The following is a 16,559-nucleotide window of genomic DNA, read 5'->3' on the forward strand; positions in this document are numbered from 1 at the left end:
CGCCTCATCCTTTGACCGACCCCGCCGTGAGACCGTCGATGACCTGCCTCGAGGCGAAGACGAAGATGATAAGCAGCGGCACCACCGCGAGCGCCGTGCCGAACAAGACCGCCCCCCAGTCGGTTTGGATCTGCCCCTGAAGGGTGCGCAGCGCCAACGGGATGGTGTAGTTCTCCCTCGAGTTGAGCACCACGAGCGGCCCCAAAAAGTTGTTCCACTGCCCGATAAAGGTCAGCAGCCCAAGGGTCGCGAGGCCGGGACGAATAAGCGGCAGCACGATGTTCCAGTAGATGCGAAACTCCGAAGCGCCGTCGATGCGCGCGGCGTCCATCAGCTCGCGCGAGATGGCCGAGGCGATGTACTGGCGCATCAAAAAGATGCCGAACGCACTCGCCATACCCGGAAACCACACCGCGCGGGGGGTGTCGAGCCAACCGAGCCACTGGATGATCAGGTAGTAGGGGATGATGCCTAAAAGCGGCGGGATCATCAGCGACACGATCAGGATCGCGAAGAGCACCCGCTTAAAGCGGAAGGTGTACATCGCGAAACCAAAGCCGCCCAAGCTGCAGAAAAAGAGCGTCGTCACGGTCGCCATGAGCGCGATGTAGACGCTGTTCCAGATGTTGCGCAAAAAGGGCAGGCGCGCTATCAGGGCTTCGTAGTTGCGACCGAGAAACTCTCCAAACCATAAAGGTGGCGGCGCGGAGAAGATGTCGGTCTGGGCGTGGGTCGCCAGCACGAACATCCAGTAGAAGGGAAAGAGCGTCAGGAGGGCCAGCGCGATGAGCAGGACGTAGAGCACGAGTTTACCGAGGGCCGTACCGATCGCCGGCGCTTTGCGCGTGCGGGTGGCCGAAGCGGGAGCGCTCGCTTGCATCACGCCTCCCCCATGCCGCCACGCCCGAAGAGGTAGAAGTGCACGAACGTCAGGGTGCCGATCACCAAAAAGAGCAGCCACGAGATGGCGGCGGCCATGCCCATGTCGAGCCACTCGAAGCCGGTGCGGTAGAGGTACATCGCCACGGTCATCCCCGCCTGCCCCGTACCGCCGGTACCGCCCGTCAGGATGAACGGCTGGTCGAAGAGCTGCAGGTTGCCGATGATGGTAAAGGTCACGGCAAAAAAGATCATCGGCCGCAACAGCGGCAGCGCGATGTGCCAAAAGGTCTGGAGGATGTTCGCACCGTCGATCTGCGCGGCTTCGTAGTACTCGCGCGCGATGGTCGTCAAGCCGGCGACGTACAGCACCACGTTGAAGCCGAAAAACTGCCAGATCACCAAGATGGAGATCGCCGGTTTGATGTTGGGCGCGCGGCCGAGCCAGTTGACCGGCAGGTTCTCGGCCAGACCGCCGAAGAGCGGAGCGCTCCACGGGGCCGTCGCCAGGTATGCGAGCGCTTGATTGAGGATGCCAAACTGCGTGCCGAAGATCGTGCTAAAAACGAGCGCTACCGCGACCGACGAGGTGATGTAGGGCAAAAAGTAGATGGCGGTGAGCGGGTTGCGCAGCCTCCTCACCCCCATGGTGAGGGCGAAGGCCAGCGGGATGGCGATCAGGTGTTGCGGCAGACCGCTCACGACGGCGATCCAGAGGGTGTTCCAAAGCGACTGCCAGAACCAAGGGTCCTCGACCAAGAAGACGTAGTTTTCCAGCCCCACGAATTCCATCGAACCAAGCCCCTGTACGGGGTTCCAAGCCTGAAACGAGAGGTAGATGGAAAAGAGGATCGGGAAAAGCCCAAAGACGGCGAAGAGCAGAAAAAACGGGCTCACGAAAAAATAGGGGGCGTAGCGGCGCTGAAAGCGGTCGAGGCGGACGCGTAAGGGGAGCCGGGGGGAGGGCGCCCCGGCTCGTTGGGTGATTCCAGCCATAAAACTCCTTACTGCGGGGGCGACCCCCGCAGTCGCAGTCTCCGTCCTCTAGCGGCGCGCGCGGCGTTCGACGAGCCTCTGCGCCTCATCGAGCGCCCCCTGCACGTCGCGCCCCTCTTCGAGGATCTGCGTCAGCGCCGAACCGAAGATCTCGTCGGCGACCACGTCGCCGGGGTAGGTCGCAACCCCTTGGATGCGCTCGGCGATCTCGGCGAAGAGCACGCGCGCGGGCTGCCCCGCGAGGAAGTCGAGGGGTTCTTCAAACATCGGGTCGCCGTAGGTCTCGGGCATCGCCGGAAAGGCGTTGATGGTCCTAAACGCCTCGAGCTGGATCTCGGGGTCGGTCGTCAAAAACTTGATCAGCTCCCAAGCGGCCTCCTGGTTCTGCGACTGGGTGGGGATACCGTAAAAGGACCCGCCCCAGCTCACCAGCACGCCGCCGGGCATCTCCGACGCGCCCCAGAGCCCAGCAGTGTCGGGGGCCATCCAGGTCTGCAGGTGCCCGCCCAACCAGGCGCCGGAGAGCTCGGTGGCGACCGTGCCGCGCCGGAAAGCCTCGTACCACTCGTTGCTCCAGGCGCCGATCTGGGCGTCTAGCCCCTCTTGGCGGATCTGCTGGGCGATGGTTGCCGCCTGGACGAAGCGCTCGCTGTTAAGGAGCGGGTTGCCCTCGGCGTCAAAGAAGATCCCCTCGCCTTCAGGGATGTCACTCCGGATGATCGCGTTGGCGACCGAGGCGGCGTCGGCGATCAGGTAGACGTCCCCGAGCTCGCGCACCTGCCGACCGTACTCGAGGTAGGAGTCCCACGAGCTGATGATCTCGTCAACGTTGGCACCTGCGGCCTCGAGGTGGTCGCGGCGGTAGTACATCACGCCGGGGGCGATGTCGGTCGGCATCGCGATCTGGCGCCCGTCGGGGGTGCGGGCCTGCTGCCAAGCGTAGCTCACGAAAAGGTTTTCATACTGGTCAGCGCTAAAGGGCTCCTCGCTGAGGTCGACCAACCCCCCTTCAGCGACGAAGCGGGCGATGTAGCCGATCTCGACGGCGACCACGTCGGCGGCGCCGGAGCCCGTAGCGAGCGCCGTGACGAGCGCGTTGTGATGGTCGTTAAAGCCGAGCGTACGGATCTCGACCTCGATGTCGGGGTGCTCCTCTTGAAAGCGCGGGAGCACCCGCTCGACGTGTTCGTTGAGCGGCTCGAAGAGGCCGATGGAGATCTGCGTCTGGGCGGCGGCGAGGCCCAGGGTGGAGGTAAGAGCGAGCGCGACAAGTTTTTTCATGGTCTACCTTTCAACAGTCGGGTGGCTTTAGATCCTCTACCGGGGGTTGGGGCTACTCGCTGGCGGTCACATGGGGGCTCCTTCTCCTCTCTAAACCCTGAGGCGGCGTGGGCGTAGGGGGCGTCTCGCGGGCAAAGCGTTACTCACCGCTCACTAGCGCGAAGCGGTCAAAGTTGCCGAGACCCTCGCTGCCCGTGAAGAGGACGTAGAGGTCCTGCGGACCTGCCTCGGCGGAGAACTCGGTGCTTAAGGTAGCGAAGGTGTTCCAACCACCGGTGCTTTCGGGCTCGAAGCTTGCGGCGAGCGGACCGTCCAGCGCGCCCACCCGGACCTCGACGAGGCCGCCGACGGCGTCGCGCGCGTAGGTCGCCTCGAAGCGGGTGTACGAGCTCCGCACCTCGACACCTCGAAAGAGCAGCCAGTCGCCGTCGTCGGCGTTGCCGACAAAGCTGCCGTAGACCTCGGTGCCCGACTGCTCATCGAAGCTCTCGGCCTCGAGCTCCAAGCGCGCCTCGGTGCCGACGCGACCGCTGCGGCCAAACTCGAAGTAGTCGAAGTTGCCAAACGCGTCGACGTCATGAAAGGTGAAGAAGAGGTCGTAAGCACCCTCGAGCGGGGGCAGCGGGACCTCGAGCGTGGTGAAGGTGCCCCAGCTCCCCGTGCTCGGAATCTCGACGCTGATGGTCGCGGCCGCCTCGAGGCTGCCGAGTCTGAGCGCGAGGGTGCCGGCCGCCTCAGAACCTTTGGCGTAGCGTATCCGGAGCACGTTGTAGTCGCTACGAAGCTGTGCGTTCCGGTAGAGCACCCAGTCGCCCGCGTCGATGTAGGCGATGATGTCGCCCGCCGAGACGATCCCCTGCGCGTCGTCGTAGTCCTCCGCTTCGATGCGCAACCGCACCTCATCACCTACGCGGGGTTGCGGTACATACTCGGGCACAGGGCAGTCACGGTTGCCCGCTAGATAGCAGCGCAGCCACACCAAAGCGGGGCGTTCGCTCCCGTCGGCGCGCAGGAGATAGGCGTCGGTGCGCCAAATTTGGTTCTCCTTGTAACCCCAAAAGGTGACGCCGGCGACCGCCTCGTGCTCCCAGAAGACTGGGAACAGCTCCGCTAGGCGGTTGGCTTGCTGCGCGTCGTTGGCAAAGTTAACGTCGAGCTCGGTGATGTAGATGGGCAGCCCCGTCGCGGCGAGCAGGTCGAGGTTCTCGCGAAGGGTTTGCAGGTCGGTGCGCTCGAGAAAGTGTCCCTGCTCCCCGATGCCGTCGATTAAACCGCGCTCCTGTAACAGCGCAACGATCTCCAGGTACTGCTCGGTACTTTCCCGCCTAAAAAGGATATTGTAGTCGTTGAGGTGCAGCTCAGCTTCTGGAAAGTACGCGCGCGCCAGCTCAAAGGCGCGAATCACCCAGTCCCAACCCGTTGCACCGTCGCCACCGAGGGCCTCTTTATAGCTAGGGGTTTCATGAAGGGGTTCGTTGACGACATCGATAAAGTCGATATCTGGGTAGCGCTCAGCAAGTTGGCGCATCCAGCTCTCAAGCGCCTCAAGCTGCTCTGCTTGCGAAAGCCCAGCGAGCCACGCCGGCTGCTGACTGCCCCACACCAGCGTGTGTAGGCGGAAGGGAAAGGCTTGCTCCTTGGCGTAGGCGTAGGCGCGGTCGAGATCGGTCCACTTCATCACGCCGCGCTCGGCTTCGACGCTACCCCACTTACCCGCATTTTCTGGGGTTACCTGGTTCCAGTAGGTTGCAAAAGTAGGATCATCTTGCGTGTCGTTGGGCCAGATGTTGCCGACAAAGCGCTCGCGCGGCGTGCAGGTGCGGCCGTTGATACTTAGCAGCTCGGCCCGCACGCCCTCGGCGCTGCCACGGCCCGCGAAACCAAGGCGGTGCGTTCTCCCCTGCCGCAGCGGGGCGCGGCTAAGCTGGCGGGGCGCGCTCACGAGGTAGCCACCATCTGCCTCCCGCTGGAAAACGCCCCCTTGGGTGCTGATGAGGTCCGCTTCCTCGGCAAAGCTGAGCCGTAGGACAAAGGCCGTCGCGGGCTCGCCCGAGCGGTTGGTGAGCTGTAGCTGCCCCTGGAAGCGGCCTGCTGGGTTCGCCCTGACATCTAGCGACAGGGTGTAGCCGCAGCGTTCCTCGGTTTTAGGGGGGGTGGGCGCAGCTGCCTGTTCGAGCGAAGGGGATTGGGTGGCGCAGGCAGCGGCCACCAACATGACCAAAGCGAGATAACCGAGACGGGGGTTTGGCAACTTCACAAGCACTGTTCCTCCTCATGTTGAGCGCTGGTGATGGCCTCAGCCTTCTAGGGGTCGGCTGTGCTGATCACGGAGTCTCTGGCGACCAGCACGGGATCAAACCTGGTGGTCACCTCCTTCGGCTTCTCAGCGCCGAGCGCAGCGAGTGCGAGTCGCGCCGCCGCCCTGCCCATCTCGGCCAGCGGTTGGCGGATCGTCGTGAGAGCGGGAAAGAGATAGCGAGCGAAGAGCACATCGTCGTAGCCGATCAGCGAAACGTCCTCGGGCACCCGTAACCCGTGGGCGCGGAAGGTGTGGAGGGCGCCAGCGGCCATCTGGTCGTTGCTGGCAACGATCGCGGTAAAGGGGCGGCCGCGTGCAAGCAGCTCCTCAGCCCCGCGCTGCCCCCCCTCTTCGGTAAAGTTGCCCGCGATGACCAAGCGCTCGTCGAAAGGGAGGCCAGCGTCGTCAAGGGCGCGCTTATACCCCTCTAAGCGGTCACGCGCGTCTTTGATCGCCAGCCACCCGGCGAGGTGCGCGATCTGGCGGTGGCCGTGCTCGATAAGGTGCTTTGTCGCCAAGTAGCCCCCCGCGACGTTATCGAGGTAGACGCAGCGCCCAGCAAGTTCGGGAATAAGGCGGCCCACCACGATCACGGGGGTGTCGCCCTGCGCCCAGCGCACGAGGTCGTCGTCGGGCAGCGCTTCAAGCTGCAAGATAAGGGCGTCGGCGCGGCGCTGCTTGAGGGACTCGACGGCCCGCCTTTCGAGGCTCGCCTGAGCGTGCCCGCTTGAAACCAGCAGGTGCAACCCTTTTGCCTCGGCGACCTCTTCGATACCCCGCACGATGCCGCTATAGAACGGGCTGGAGATCTCGTTGATGACCACGCCGATCCCCCCCGAACGGTTGGTCACCAGACCGCGCGCAAAGGCGTTGGGTTTGTAGTTGAGCGCCTCGACCGCCTCGAGCACCCGCAGGCGGGTTTCTTCGGCCACGGGTACGGTGTTGTTGAGCACCCGCGAAACCGTCGCCATTGAGACCTTGGCGCGGCGCGACACCTCTTTGATGGTCGTCACTCGCTGCTCCTATGAAAACGCTTTCATGGAATTGTAGTAGAAATTTTTGGCCCCGTCAAGCCGGTCGCGCGACCTCTAGGGGAGCGCAGGGACCGTTAAGCGTGACTTTGTAGGGTATGGGGGGCGCCAGCGTCGAAACAGCTCGTCGCCAATAGGGGCGCGGCTGAGGCGGCGCTGGGGTAAGTGGCAGGTAGCCAGTTCGGCGCACAACCGTCACCGCAAGCCGGGTTCGGCCAACGTCGGCGATGCTGAGCGCGAAACGCACGCTTAGAGCGACGCAGACCGCTATGTGGGGGTGCTGGATGCGTCGGGGTAGTACCCGGGGTCATCACCGATGGGACGCGCCCGAGACGGATGGGAAGCGCACCACAAGGGGTGGCCCCTCACCGAGACCGCCCCGGTACGGCCACACGCAACCACCGGTCAAAGCCAAAGGCGCCCCCCGTCGTGAGGCGCCCCTAGTGCTTGAGACCTACTTGCTGCCTTTAACGTCCTTGTGGCGCTCCACGCACTCGAGCACGAGTTTGTGGGCTTCGTCGACGTCGTGCCAGTCCTCGATGATCGTCTCTTTGTGCTCGAGCTGCTTATAGATCTCGAAAAAGTTCTCGATCTCCCGGAGGTAGTGCGGCCCGACGTCTTTAAGGGAGTTGTACGAGTTGAAGCGGGGGTCAAAGACCGGTACCGCCAAGATCTTCTGATCGCGCCCCTTGTCGTCGGTCATCTCGAGAAACCCAAGCGGGCGCACGTCGAGCACCGCCCCCGGAAAGCTCGGGCGGCCGATCATCACGGTGATATCTAGGGGGTCGCCGTCCTCGGCGAGCGTGCTCGGGATAAAGCCGTAGTCGCCAGGGTAGTGCACCGCGCTGTAGAGCACGCGGTCGAGGCGGATAATGTCGTACTCGGGGTCGTACTCGAACTTGTTCGAGGAGTCCTTGGGCACCTCGATCACGGCGGTTAGCACTTCCGGCACGTGGCGGCCAGGTGGCAGTTGGTAGAGTTTCATGCAGCTCCTAAAAAGAGGGTTTGGCGCGTCCGCGCGTCCGCCGACCACTATACCAACTCGCTTAGCGCGCGGCCCGACCGGTCATCGCAGGGTCACCGGAAACGGCTGGAGCTACGGCGACGTCGCGAGCTCCAAAAAGCGCGCGTGCACGCGGTCGTCGCCGGAGAGCTCGGGGTGAAACACGCTCGCCAACACCCGCCCCTGCGCCGCCATCACGGGGTCGCCCGCGTACTCGGCGAGCACCTCCACCCCCTCCCCGACCCCGGTGATCCGCGGGGCGCGGATAAACACCGCCGGAAAGGGCCGCGCCATCCCCGCGATCGGCACCTCCGCCTCGAACGAGGCCACCTGCCGCCCGTAGGCGTTGCGGGCGACTTTCACATCGAGGAGCCCCAGACGCAGCTGCTCGGGGCGTCCCTCGATCTCCCTAGCGACCACGATCGCCCCCGCGCAGGTGCCCCAGATGGCCCCGCCGCGCGCGTGAAAGTCCACGATCGCCTCGTCGAGACCGTACGTGCGCATAAGCTTCGCCATCGTCGTCGATTCGCCGCCGGGGATGACGAGGCCGCAGAGCCCCGTTAAGTGCTCGGGCAAGCGCACCTCGCGCACCGCAGCGCCCAAACGCTCGAAAGCGCGCCTGTGCTCCCGAAACGCCCCTTGCAGGGCCAACACGCCGACCGTCACGCCCTTCATACGCTCATCATGACACGCGCGCCGCGGCTGCCCCGCGCACGATCGCCTCCGCTACGACCTCCTGCGCAGCGACCGCGAGCAGCGTCAGCGGCACTTTGGGGCCGCGCCCCGTCGACAGCGCGAAGGTCGTATCCCCGTCCGACGGGGTGTGCGAGGGGCGGGTCACGCGGGCGATACCGACGTGGGCGCTCTGCGCGAGCACGTACGCTTCGGTCTTCGAGAGCGGCGCGTCGGTCGCGACCACGACGAGCGTGGTGTTGGTTCCCGCAAGGGCGTCCGTAAAGGTCTCGAGCCTCCTCTCGGGGGGCGGCCGGCGCCCGTCCGCGAGGCGCGCCCCCGCGACCACCGCGCCCGTCGAGGGGTCGACGAGGTCGCCGACCGGGTTGGCGACGCTGAGCGCAGCGACGACCGCCCCCTGGACGGTGCGAGCGGCGCTCCCGAGACCGCTCGGCTCGGCGCGCTCAAAGCCCAGGTACTTGCCGCAGCTCGCGCCTGTGCCCGCGCCCACACGACCCTGCGCGATCGGCGCGGCGCTCGCTGCCTCGAGGGCTGACCGCCCCGCCTCCGCGTCGGGGCGCGGCAGCGGGCGCCCGACGCCGAGGTCGTAGATCACCGCTGCGGGGACGATGGGAACCACGCCAAAAGGCGTCGGAAAACCCACACCGCGCGCCTCGAGCGCCTCGACGACCCCCGTCGCCGCCGCGAGACCGAACGCGCTGCCACCGGAGAGCACCACCGCGTGCACGCGCTGGACGCTCTTTTCAGGTGCCAAGAGGGCGGTCTCACGCGTTCCCGGCGCCCCGCCGCGCACCTCCCCCGAGGCGACGCACCCCTCGTCCGGGCACACCACGACGGTACAACCCGTCTGCGCTTCGGGATCGCTCCAGTGGCCGACGCGCAACCCTGCGACGTCGCACAGGGTGCCCACAGGTGCGCTCTCTCGGGCCACGCTCCTCCTTTCAGCTACCCAAGGCTGACCTACCTAGGCCGCGCACAAACGCTGCGCGGCCTAGGTAACAGCGGTCGGCTAGTTGCCCCAGTCGAGCCAACCGACTCCGTCGTCGTCGGTAGAGGCGCCTGCAGCGGCACCCTCATCCGCACTGGCCTCCACGTCACCGCTAGGCTCGGCGACCGCGGCCTCCCCTAGCGCGTCGAGCGCAGCCGAAGCGCCTTCCTCATCCGGGATACCCTCGAGCATAAAGCCGTTTTGCTCGCCCTGCAGCTCCCCTTGAGGGTTCGGGGGACCGAACCCCCCACCCTCCTGCGCTGGCGTCTGCGCGACTTGGGTCGTCACCGGCAGCGGTTGGGCGTAGGCTTGCACTTCGCTCGGGCTGATCTCGCGCCACTCGAGCGCCTCCAAGGGGGTCTCAGCGGTCGCGCGCGCGTTCGTGCGCGTGTCGATGGGGACGGTGATGTTGAGGTAGCTAAGGGGCTGGGCGCGCGCCCCTGGCTCGGTGCCGCTGACGAACGCCACCCGCGTCCCCTCCTCGGGGCTCGGCGCGGGCATCCCGGTCTGCAGGTCGATCTCGCGGAACACGATCCCCTCGGGGGCCGTGACCTCCCTAGAGGGGGTGCCGGCGAGCGCCTCCTCGACGAAGTTGCGCCACACCCAGACCGGCTGCCTCGAGCTGTTGACGAGCTCGCCACTTGGCATCGTCTTTGGCAAGCTGCGGTTGTCGTCGTAACCGATCCACACCGCCGCGACCAGCTCCGGCGTCAGGCCGACAAACCAGATGTCGCGCTCGTCGTTTGTCGTCCCCGTCTTCCCCCCGACCCAGCGCCCGTCGATCGCGGCGCGGTTGGAGAGACCGAAGGGGTCGCGGTCGGTGACGTTGCCGCGCAGCATGTCGAGCATCAAAAAGGCCGTCGTTTCGCTCCACACCTGCGTGCGGCGCGGCTGCGCTTCGTAGAGCACGTTGCCCTCGGCGTCGGTCACGCGCTCGATAAGGTGCGGCTGCACGTGAACGCCGCCGTTGGCAAAAGCGCCCATCGCGCTCGCGTGCACCAGCGGGGTCACCTCAAAGGCGCCGAGGGCGATCGACGGGACCGGCAGCAGGTTGTCGTAACCGAGCTGCGAGGCGCGCGTCACGACCGCTTGGGGCGTCAGCGCCTCGACGAGCTTGACCATCGGGATGTTGCGCGAGCGGTCGAGGTGCGAGCGCAGGGTGCGGAGCCCGTCAAAACCGCCGTCGTGGTTGCGCGGGGTCCAGGGTTCGGGGCGGCCCGGCTGCTCAAAGGCCGTCTCATCGTCGGTGATGAGACTCGCCTGGGTAAAACCGCCCTGCTCGAGCGCGGTCGCGACGATGATCGGTTTGAACGAGCTGCCGGGTTGCCGGCGCGCGCTCGTCGCGCGGTTAAAGGTGTCGCCGGTTTTGGCGTCGTCCCCAAGGCGCCCCCCCGCCATGGCGCGGATCCCCCCCGTCTGCGGGTCGATGCTGACCAGCGCCAGCTGCGCCTCCCCGGGGAGCAGCCCCTCGGGGTCCTGCGCGGCGCGGTTCGCCGCCTCCTGCTGGCGCGCGTCGATGGTGGTGTAGATGCGAAACCCCCCGGCGCGAAAGAGCAGGTTCGGAAACAGCCGGTTCATCTCGTTGCGCACGGCGAAGACCACGTGCGGGTTTAAGCTCGAGCCCACCGTGCGCGCAACCCGCGGCTGCACGTCTAGGCGTTCGGGCTCACCGACGATCTCGCCCGCTTCGTCGTACTGCACGCGCCACCCGATGGGCTCTAGCGGGTAGCGCCAGGCGCGCTCGGCCATCTCTTGGCTCACCACGCCCTGCTCGACCATGTTGTTGAGAACGACCCGCATCGCGCGGCGCGTCGCGGCGAAGTCCTCGTAGTTGGTTTCGGGCGCCGGCAGGAGCCGCACCAGGTAGAGCGCCTCGGCGAGGTTGAGTTCAAGCGGGTCCTTGTCGAAGTAGGCGCGCGAGGCCGCGTGGATGCCGTAGAAGTTTTTGCCCCAGTAGACCACGTTGAGGTACTGCTGCAAGATCTCCTCTTTGGTGAGGCGGCGCTCGATCTCGATAGCGAGCATGAGCTCCTTGACCTTGCGCTCTAGCGAGCGGTCGTTGGCGAGATCGGCGAGCAGGGTGTTTTTGGCGACCTGCGTCGTCAGCGTCGAACCGCCACGCCCTTGCCCCCCCAGGAACTCCTCGTAGGTCGCCCGCAAGAGCGCCAGGGTGTCAAAGCCGTAGTGACGGAAAAACGCGTCGTCTTCGGAGGCGACCAGGGCCGCGATGACCGCCGGGGAGACCTCATCGAGGGTTACGACGGTGCGGTTGGTCGGCGCCCCCCCCTCTTCGGTCACGGGCAGGATCTCGTCTAAGAGCTGCCCGTTGACGTCGAAGATCTGCGAGGTCGCGGTGTACTCGAGCTTCTCGATCTCGCTTACGGGCGGCAGCTCATCCGCCCAGCGAAACGCCGAGGCGGTCAGAAAGGCTGCCACCGACAGCGCGGGGGTGAGAAGCAACAGAAAAAGTCCCTGCAAAACCTTCACGGGGCCACTATAGCAAACGCACATGTGAAAGCCCGACCCCGCTGCGACGGCTGCGTCTCGCACATCATCGCGCGCCCCGGGGTTACGGGGGGGGGTTTACAACGCGCGAAGATGTGTTAGACTTTGTAGGCGAGCGCACCGCTGTAGGTGCGCGGCTATCAGCGGCTTGGGGCTGTGGCGCAGTTGGGAGCGCGCGTGAATCGCACTCACGAGGTCAGGGGTTCGAATCCCCTCAGCTCCACCAAGAGAAACACCGTCTAGGACGTTACAAGCAAACCCCCGCAGCTCTGCGGGGTTTTCGCTTTTGGGGGGGATTGCACCTTATTTGCACCTACGGGGTTCTTAGTTCGTCCCGGTCTCTACCCTGCCCAAGAGCACATCTAGGCTTATCGCGGTGCGCTCCCTATGCTCTTCGAACATATGCGAGTAGCGGCGCAAGGTAAAAGAGGCGTCGGTGTGTCCTACGCGGTCGGCTATGGCCTGAGGGTCTATGCCCTGCTTCACCAGAAGAGACACGTACAGATGTCTGAGGTCGTGTAGACGCGCGTGCGGCATGTCAGCGGCCTTCTTAAGCTGTCCCCAGCTCCGTTCAAAGTTGCGCGGGTGAATGGGCGTGCCTGCTTCGGAGACGAACACAAGCCCGGTGTCAGGCCACATCTCCCCCAGCGCCGCGCGCTGCGCCTCTTGCGCCCTGCGGTGTGCCTCGAGCACGGCGTACATGTCCGGGGTGATCGCGATGCGCCGCGTGCCCTGAGCGGTCTTAGGCGGGCTGTAGATAAAAGCCCCGTCACGATAGGTGAGCTGCTACCGAGTGTAGAGCTCACGCTCGCTCACGTCTACCCAGCGCAGCCCCAGCAGCTCGCCACGGCGTAGGCCGGTCGCCATCACGAGGTAAAAAGCAGCGAAGAGCCTATGCGAACGCGCGGTGTAGAGGAAGTGGGCAGCCTGTGCGCTGCTCCACAGCTCCATGTCTTTACGGGCCGCCTTGAGCGGATCGGTAGCCTCTACCGGGTTGCGCGTCACAAGCTGCCAGCGGATCGCTTGCTTATAGGCGCTGAAGAGCAGTGTGCGCACGGCGTTCGCTGTCCGCACCCCGGTCGTGTCGGCAAGTTCCCCCATAAGCGTCTGCACGTCGAGCGGGGTGAGCTTGTCGAGGTTCTTGCGCCCCACCTTGGGCGTGATGTGCTTCTCAGTTAGGCGCTTGTAGGTGTCTACCGTGCTCGGTTTCACGTGCCGCGCTTTCTCGTCTAGCCAGCGCTCGAGGAAGTCTTTGACCGTCAGTTTCGTGTCTGAGTAGGGACCGCTCGCTAGGCGCTGCTTCAGCTCGGCGACCTTGGCGAGCGCTTCGGCCTGCGTCTTGCCGCTCACCCACCGGAAGCGCTGCTTTCCCGCTTTGTCGTAGCCCACCGTTACCTTACCGCGCCAGGTGCCGTTAGGCAGTTCGAACATAGAGCCCTCACCGCTTACCCGCTACCCCGTACACGTCGCGCTTATCGTCCTCTTGGCGGATGCCGATGACGACCACCGTTACCCGTCCCTCAAGTACCCCCACTTGATAGATGGTGCGGTAACGCTGCCCCGCCGCCCGAAGGCTCCGGTAGTCCTTGAGGCTCCCACTTAGCGGCTTGCCTTTTGCCATAGGCTCAGTCTCGAGTTCAGAGGCTTTGCGGATGATCGCCGCGCGCGTCCGGGTGTCAGTGATCGCCTCGAGGTCGGCGTCCGCTTCACGAGTAAAGACAACCTCAAAGGTCAACGCTTCACACCGTACTTCGCCGCAATGTCCTTGAGGGAAATCATCTTGGTCTCGCCCGCCTCATGCCGACGCACGCGCTCTAGGATGTCCGGAATCTCGTCCAAAACCGCGTCCGTCTCGGGGTCGCCGGTGTAGGGCACGCCCGCGGCGGTGAGGCGCTCGGGGGCGCTTTGAACGTCGTGTTCGTACTCGAGCAGGTCGGAGACGGCGTAGCGCTTGCCGGTAAGCTGCTCTAGGCCACACAGCACCCGTCCGGCTACCTCTAGGTCGATCCGTTCGGGTTGCTCGCTGGCGAGTCGGTAGAGGGTTGTGCGCGACACGCTGCGGCCCGCCTCTGCAAGACACCGGTTAAGTGCATAGACCGTCACCCGTTCCCGGCGTAGCAAGTCGTGTAGTTTCCATTTCAGTACGGGTCCCATACCTCGATAGATCAGTACAGGGCGTATTGTAGTGTAGAGCAGTCCATCATAAATTAACAGTATGTAAACACGCGTGGTGCTATAGGGGCGTCAAAGGGTGATCCGCGGCCAAGGTGCACATCTCTAACAGAACAGGAGCCTGCCGCCACCGGTCTCAGCGTCACACACGGCGGCTGGCTCAGCATCTCTAACCTCATCACCTCTCCTCACGCGCGCCACGAAGGGCTCGCCTCCGCCGCGGCGGCAGCGTTTTTGGCTCGGAGCCGCCAGCAGCGCCGCCGCTTGGCCCAACTCCAGGTTCCGAGGATGACGGGGCGGCTCGGCTACGCGTGGCGCCGGTTTAAAGCCCTCTGCCTGGCGACCTCGAGACGCCCCGAGGCGACCTCATGGCGCGTTAAGCTGGGGGCACCAAGCTAAAGACGCCTTAGGAGGTCACCATGCTCGTCGGCATCTCCCCCGTTATCGGCCCCGACCTACTCGCCACCCTCTACCGCATGGGTCACGGCGACGAGATCGTGCTAGCGGACGCGCACTTCCCCGGCGACGCCTGTAACGCGCGGGTCCTGCGCGCCGACGGCCTCAAGGTCACGGCGCTCCTCGAGGGCATCTTGCCGCTTTTCGTGCTCGACACTTACGTCCCCGCACCCCTTGTGATGATGGCAGCCGTTCCCGGCGACACCTTGGACCCAAACGTCGAGGCGTCCTTTAGAGCGGTTGTAGACCGCTTCTACCCGGACACCCCAGCGGTTGCTCGCATCTCCAGAGCCGACTTCTACGCTCGAGCCCGCGCCGCCTTTGCGGTCGTCATGACCGGCGAGACCGCCAAGTACGGCAACCTGATCTTGACCAAAGGGGTTACGCCGGTTTAGGGTTCGTGCAGACCTCGCGCCGCAGTTTTCTGGCGCCTGAGTACTGACCCCTGACCCCTGACCGCTGTTTTCGTCTCCTAACGTGTTGACTTTCGTGCCCCCTTTCACTAGAGTGGGGAGCGGCACAGACCTGCTGCGCCTTTTTACCCCACGGACTCAAAGCTTAGGTGCTGTTCTAAGTACGGGTTGAGGTTCAAGCAGGCCCAGAAAGGAACCACCATGTTTCATGACCTCCCCTTGCGGGCGTCCCTATCGCGGGCGCTCGAGGCGAAGGGCTTTTCTACCCCTACGACCATCCAAGCCGCTACCTTGCCCCACGCGCTCGCCGGCGGCGACGTGCTTGGTTTGGCACGCACCGGCACCGGCAAGACGCTCGCTTTTGGCCTGCCGATCGCCAACCGTCTAGAGCCCGAGAGTGCGCGCGGGCGCGCGCCGCGGGCGCTGATCCTGACGCCCACGCGCGAACTCGCCCTGCAGGTCGCGGGGGAGCTCGAGTGGCTCGCCCCCGAGCACAACGTCGTCACGGTCTACGGCGGCACTGGTTACGGCAAACAGGCGAGCGACCTCAAACGCGGCGCCGACATCGTCGTCGCCACCCCCGGCCGCGCCGTGGACTACTACAAACAGGGCGTCTTGCAGCTTTCGCGCGTCGAGGTCGCCGTCTTGGACGAAGCCGACGAGATGCTCAACGCGGGCTTTGAAGAGGACGTTGAGCTGCTCCTGGCCGCGACCCCACAGGAGCGCCAGACGCTGCTTTTTTCCGCCACCTTGCCCCGCTGGGCCGAAAGCCTCGCCGCGCGGCACCTGCGCGACCCGCTGCGCGCGAACGTCACGAGCGACGAGAGCGTCTCGTACGACGAGGTGGCGATCGAAGCGCCCCTGGCATCTCGCTTGGGCGTGCTGAGCGACGTGCTGCACGTTCACGGTACGGGGGCGTCCATCGTCTTTACCCGTACCAAAGCCGAGGTCGACGAGCTCGCCAAGGCGCTCACCAGCCTCGGCCACCTCGCCGAAGCGGTCCACGGCGACCTCAACCAGGTGCAGCGCGAACGGGTTTTGGAGCGCTTCCGCGCCTCACAGGTGACCGTTTTGGTGGCGACCGACGTCGCCGCACGTGGCCTCGATATCCCCGAAGTCGACCTCGTCGTTCACTACCGCTTCCCCGAGCAGCCCGAGCGCTACCAACACCGGAGCGGTCGGACCGGTCGCGCGGGGCGCGCGGGCACCGTCGTGCTGCTCTATAGCCCCCGCGAACGGCGCGAGCTGGCCCTTTTGGAGCGGGCTATCGCGCGGCGCATCGAGCGTGCCGGCGCCCCCCGCCCCCAAGACGTGCAGCGCGCGAAGCTCGCCGGTCTGCAGCGCAACCTCGCCGCTCAGCGCGACGACGACCGCTCGGCGTGGCGCGCGGTCGCGCAAGCGTGGATCGACGCGAAAGACGTCGACGCTCTGGCGGGCTTGCTCGCGCTCACCCTGGGCGGCGCTCCCGCACCGCGCAGCTTGCTCACGGGTGAGGAGGGCTGGACGACGCTGAAGCTCACCGGCCGCCCCTTGAGCGTGCCGCAGACCGTGCGCATGCTCAAGCAAGCCGGCGCCGGCGACATCGGTCGCGTTCAGAGCGCTAGGGACGGCGCCTACGCCGACTTGCGGCCGGAGGAAGCCGAGCGGCTGGGGGGCGAGGTTGAAGGTCTTCAGATCGAGGAGGCCACCTATGTCGAAGCGCCCCCCGCCGACACCCGCCCTCGCCGCCCCACCCGTCGCCCCGAGGGGCCGCGCACGCGCGCGCCGCGCTACCGGGCGTAATCGTAGCTTCGGAAAGACCGCGGCGTGCGGCGCGTGGTTCAAAGCGTCACGCGCTGCACGC

Annotated in this window: 15 protein-coding genes and 1 tRNA gene; 3 read left to right on the forward strand and 13 right to left on the reverse strand. The window is 65.6% G+C overall.

Annotated features, from left to right (window positions below):
* Positions 1-4 precede the first annotated feature (4 nt).
* The 9 genes from TRAD_RS10420 to TRAD_RS10460 form a co-directional block, all read right to left on the reverse strand.
* Positions 5-880, reverse strand: coding sequence for a carbohydrate ABC transporter permease (locus TRAD_RS10420; RefSeq protein WP_013178578.1), 876 nt, complete (start codon positions 878-880; stop codon positions 5-7).
* A complete protein-coding gene (locus tag TRAD_RS10425) occupies positions 880-1,875 on the reverse strand; it encodes a carbohydrate ABC transporter permease (protein ID WP_013178579.1) in 996 nt (331 codons plus the stop codon). Before TRAD_RS10425 ends, TRAD_RS10420 begins: the two co-directional genes overlap by 1 nt.
* 48 nt (positions 1,876-1,923) lie before the next feature.
* On the reverse strand, positions 1,924-3,156 hold the full coding sequence (locus TRAD_RS10430; RefSeq protein WP_013178580.1) for an ABC transporter substrate-binding protein: 1,233 nt from the start codon (positions 3,154-3,156) through the stop codon (positions 1,924-1,926).
* Between the two features lie 139 nt (positions 3,157-3,295).
* Positions 3,296-5,371 carry an endo-1,4-beta-xylanase gene (locus TRAD_RS10435; RefSeq protein ID WP_049773100.1) on the reverse strand — a complete coding sequence of 692 codons (2,076 nt, stop codon included), beginning with the start codon at positions 5,369-5,371 and terminating at the stop codon, positions 3,296-3,298.
* 89 nt (positions 5,372-5,460) lie between these two features.
* Positions 5,461-6,468 (reverse strand): LacI family DNA-binding transcriptional regulator, encoded by a 1,008-nt coding sequence (locus TRAD_RS10440; RefSeq protein WP_013178582.1) that lies wholly within the window; start codon positions 6,466-6,468, stop codon positions 5,461-5,463.
* Between the two features lie 472 nt (positions 6,469-6,940).
* Positions 6,941-7,471: an inorganic diphosphatase gene (locus TRAD_RS10445; protein ID WP_013178583.1), complete on the reverse strand. Its 531-nt coding sequence runs from the start codon at positions 7,469-7,471 to the stop codon at positions 6,941-6,943.
* Positions 7,472-7,582: 111 nt separating this feature from the next.
* Complete coding sequence (gene pdxT / locus TRAD_RS10450) at positions 7,583-8,164, reverse strand: pyridoxal 5'-phosphate synthase glutaminase subunit PdxT (RefSeq protein ID WP_013178584.1); 582 nt, start codon at positions 8,162-8,164, stop codon at positions 7,583-7,585.
* A gap of 7 nt (positions 8,165-8,171) precedes the next feature.
* Positions 8,172-9,113, reverse strand: coding sequence for a P1 family peptidase (locus tag TRAD_RS10455; RefSeq protein WP_013178585.1), 942 nt, complete (start codon positions 9,111-9,113; stop codon positions 8,172-8,174).
* A gap of 78 nt (positions 9,114-9,191) precedes the next feature.
* Positions 9,192-11,657 carry a transglycosylase domain-containing protein gene (locus TRAD_RS10460; RefSeq protein WP_049773101.1) on the reverse strand — a complete coding sequence of 822 codons (2,466 nt, stop codon included), beginning with the start codon at positions 11,655-11,657 and terminating at the stop codon, positions 9,192-9,194.
* Positions 11,658-11,825: 168 nt separating this feature from the next.
* Here TRAD_RS10460 and TRAD_RS10465 point away from each other — a divergent pair.
* Positions 11,826-11,901 (forward strand) — tRNA-Ala (locus TRAD_RS10465).
* 98 nt (positions 11,902-11,999) lie between these two features.
* On the opposite strand, the gene TRAD_RS10470 is transcribed toward TRAD_RS10465, so the two are convergent.
* The 4 genes from TRAD_RS10470 to TRAD_RS15335 form a co-directional block, all read right to left on the reverse strand.
* A complete protein-coding gene (locus TRAD_RS10470) occupies positions 12,000-12,377 on the reverse strand; it encodes a tyrosine-type recombinase/integrase (protein WP_041947251.1) in 378 nt (125 codons plus the stop codon).
* An 84-nt stretch (positions 12,378-12,461) separates the two neighbouring features.
* Positions 12,462-13,106 (reverse strand): site-specific integrase, encoded by a 645-nt coding sequence (locus tag TRAD_RS10475; RefSeq protein ID WP_041947252.1) that lies wholly within the window; start codon positions 13,104-13,106, stop codon positions 12,462-12,464.
* Positions 13,107-13,113: 7 nt separating this feature from the next.
* Positions 13,114-13,410 carry a type II toxin-antitoxin system RelE family toxin gene (locus TRAD_RS10480; protein WP_013178587.1) on the reverse strand — a complete coding sequence of 99 codons (297 nt, stop codon included), beginning with the start codon at positions 13,408-13,410 and terminating at the stop codon, positions 13,114-13,116.
* Positions 13,407-13,730, reverse strand: coding sequence for a hypothetical protein (locus TRAD_RS15335; protein WP_049773102.1), 324 nt, complete (start codon positions 13,728-13,730; stop codon positions 13,407-13,409). The genes TRAD_RS10480 and TRAD_RS15335 overlap by 4 nt, the downstream gene beginning before the upstream one ends.
* Before the next feature lie 536 nt (positions 13,731-14,266).
* On the opposite strand from TRAD_RS15335, the gene fucU reads away from it, so the two are divergent.
* The gene (gene fucU / locus TRAD_RS10490) at positions 14,267-14,698 is read left to right on the forward strand and encodes an L-fucose mutarotase (protein WP_013178589.1); all 432 of its coding nucleotides are present in this window, start codon (positions 14,267-14,269) and stop codon (positions 14,696-14,698) included.
* Positions 14,699-14,917: 219 nt separating this feature from the next.
* Positions 14,918-16,498: a DEAD/DEAH box helicase gene (locus TRAD_RS10495; RefSeq protein ID WP_013178590.1), complete on the forward strand. Its 1,581-nt coding sequence runs from the start codon at positions 14,918-14,920 to the stop codon at positions 16,496-16,498.
* Positions 16,499-16,559: the final 61 nt, after the last annotated feature.

It is taken from the genome of Truepera radiovictrix DSM 17093 (assembly GCF_000092425.1).
GTDB lineage: Bacteria > Deinococcota > Deinococci > Deinococcales > Trueperaceae > Truepera > Truepera radiovictrix.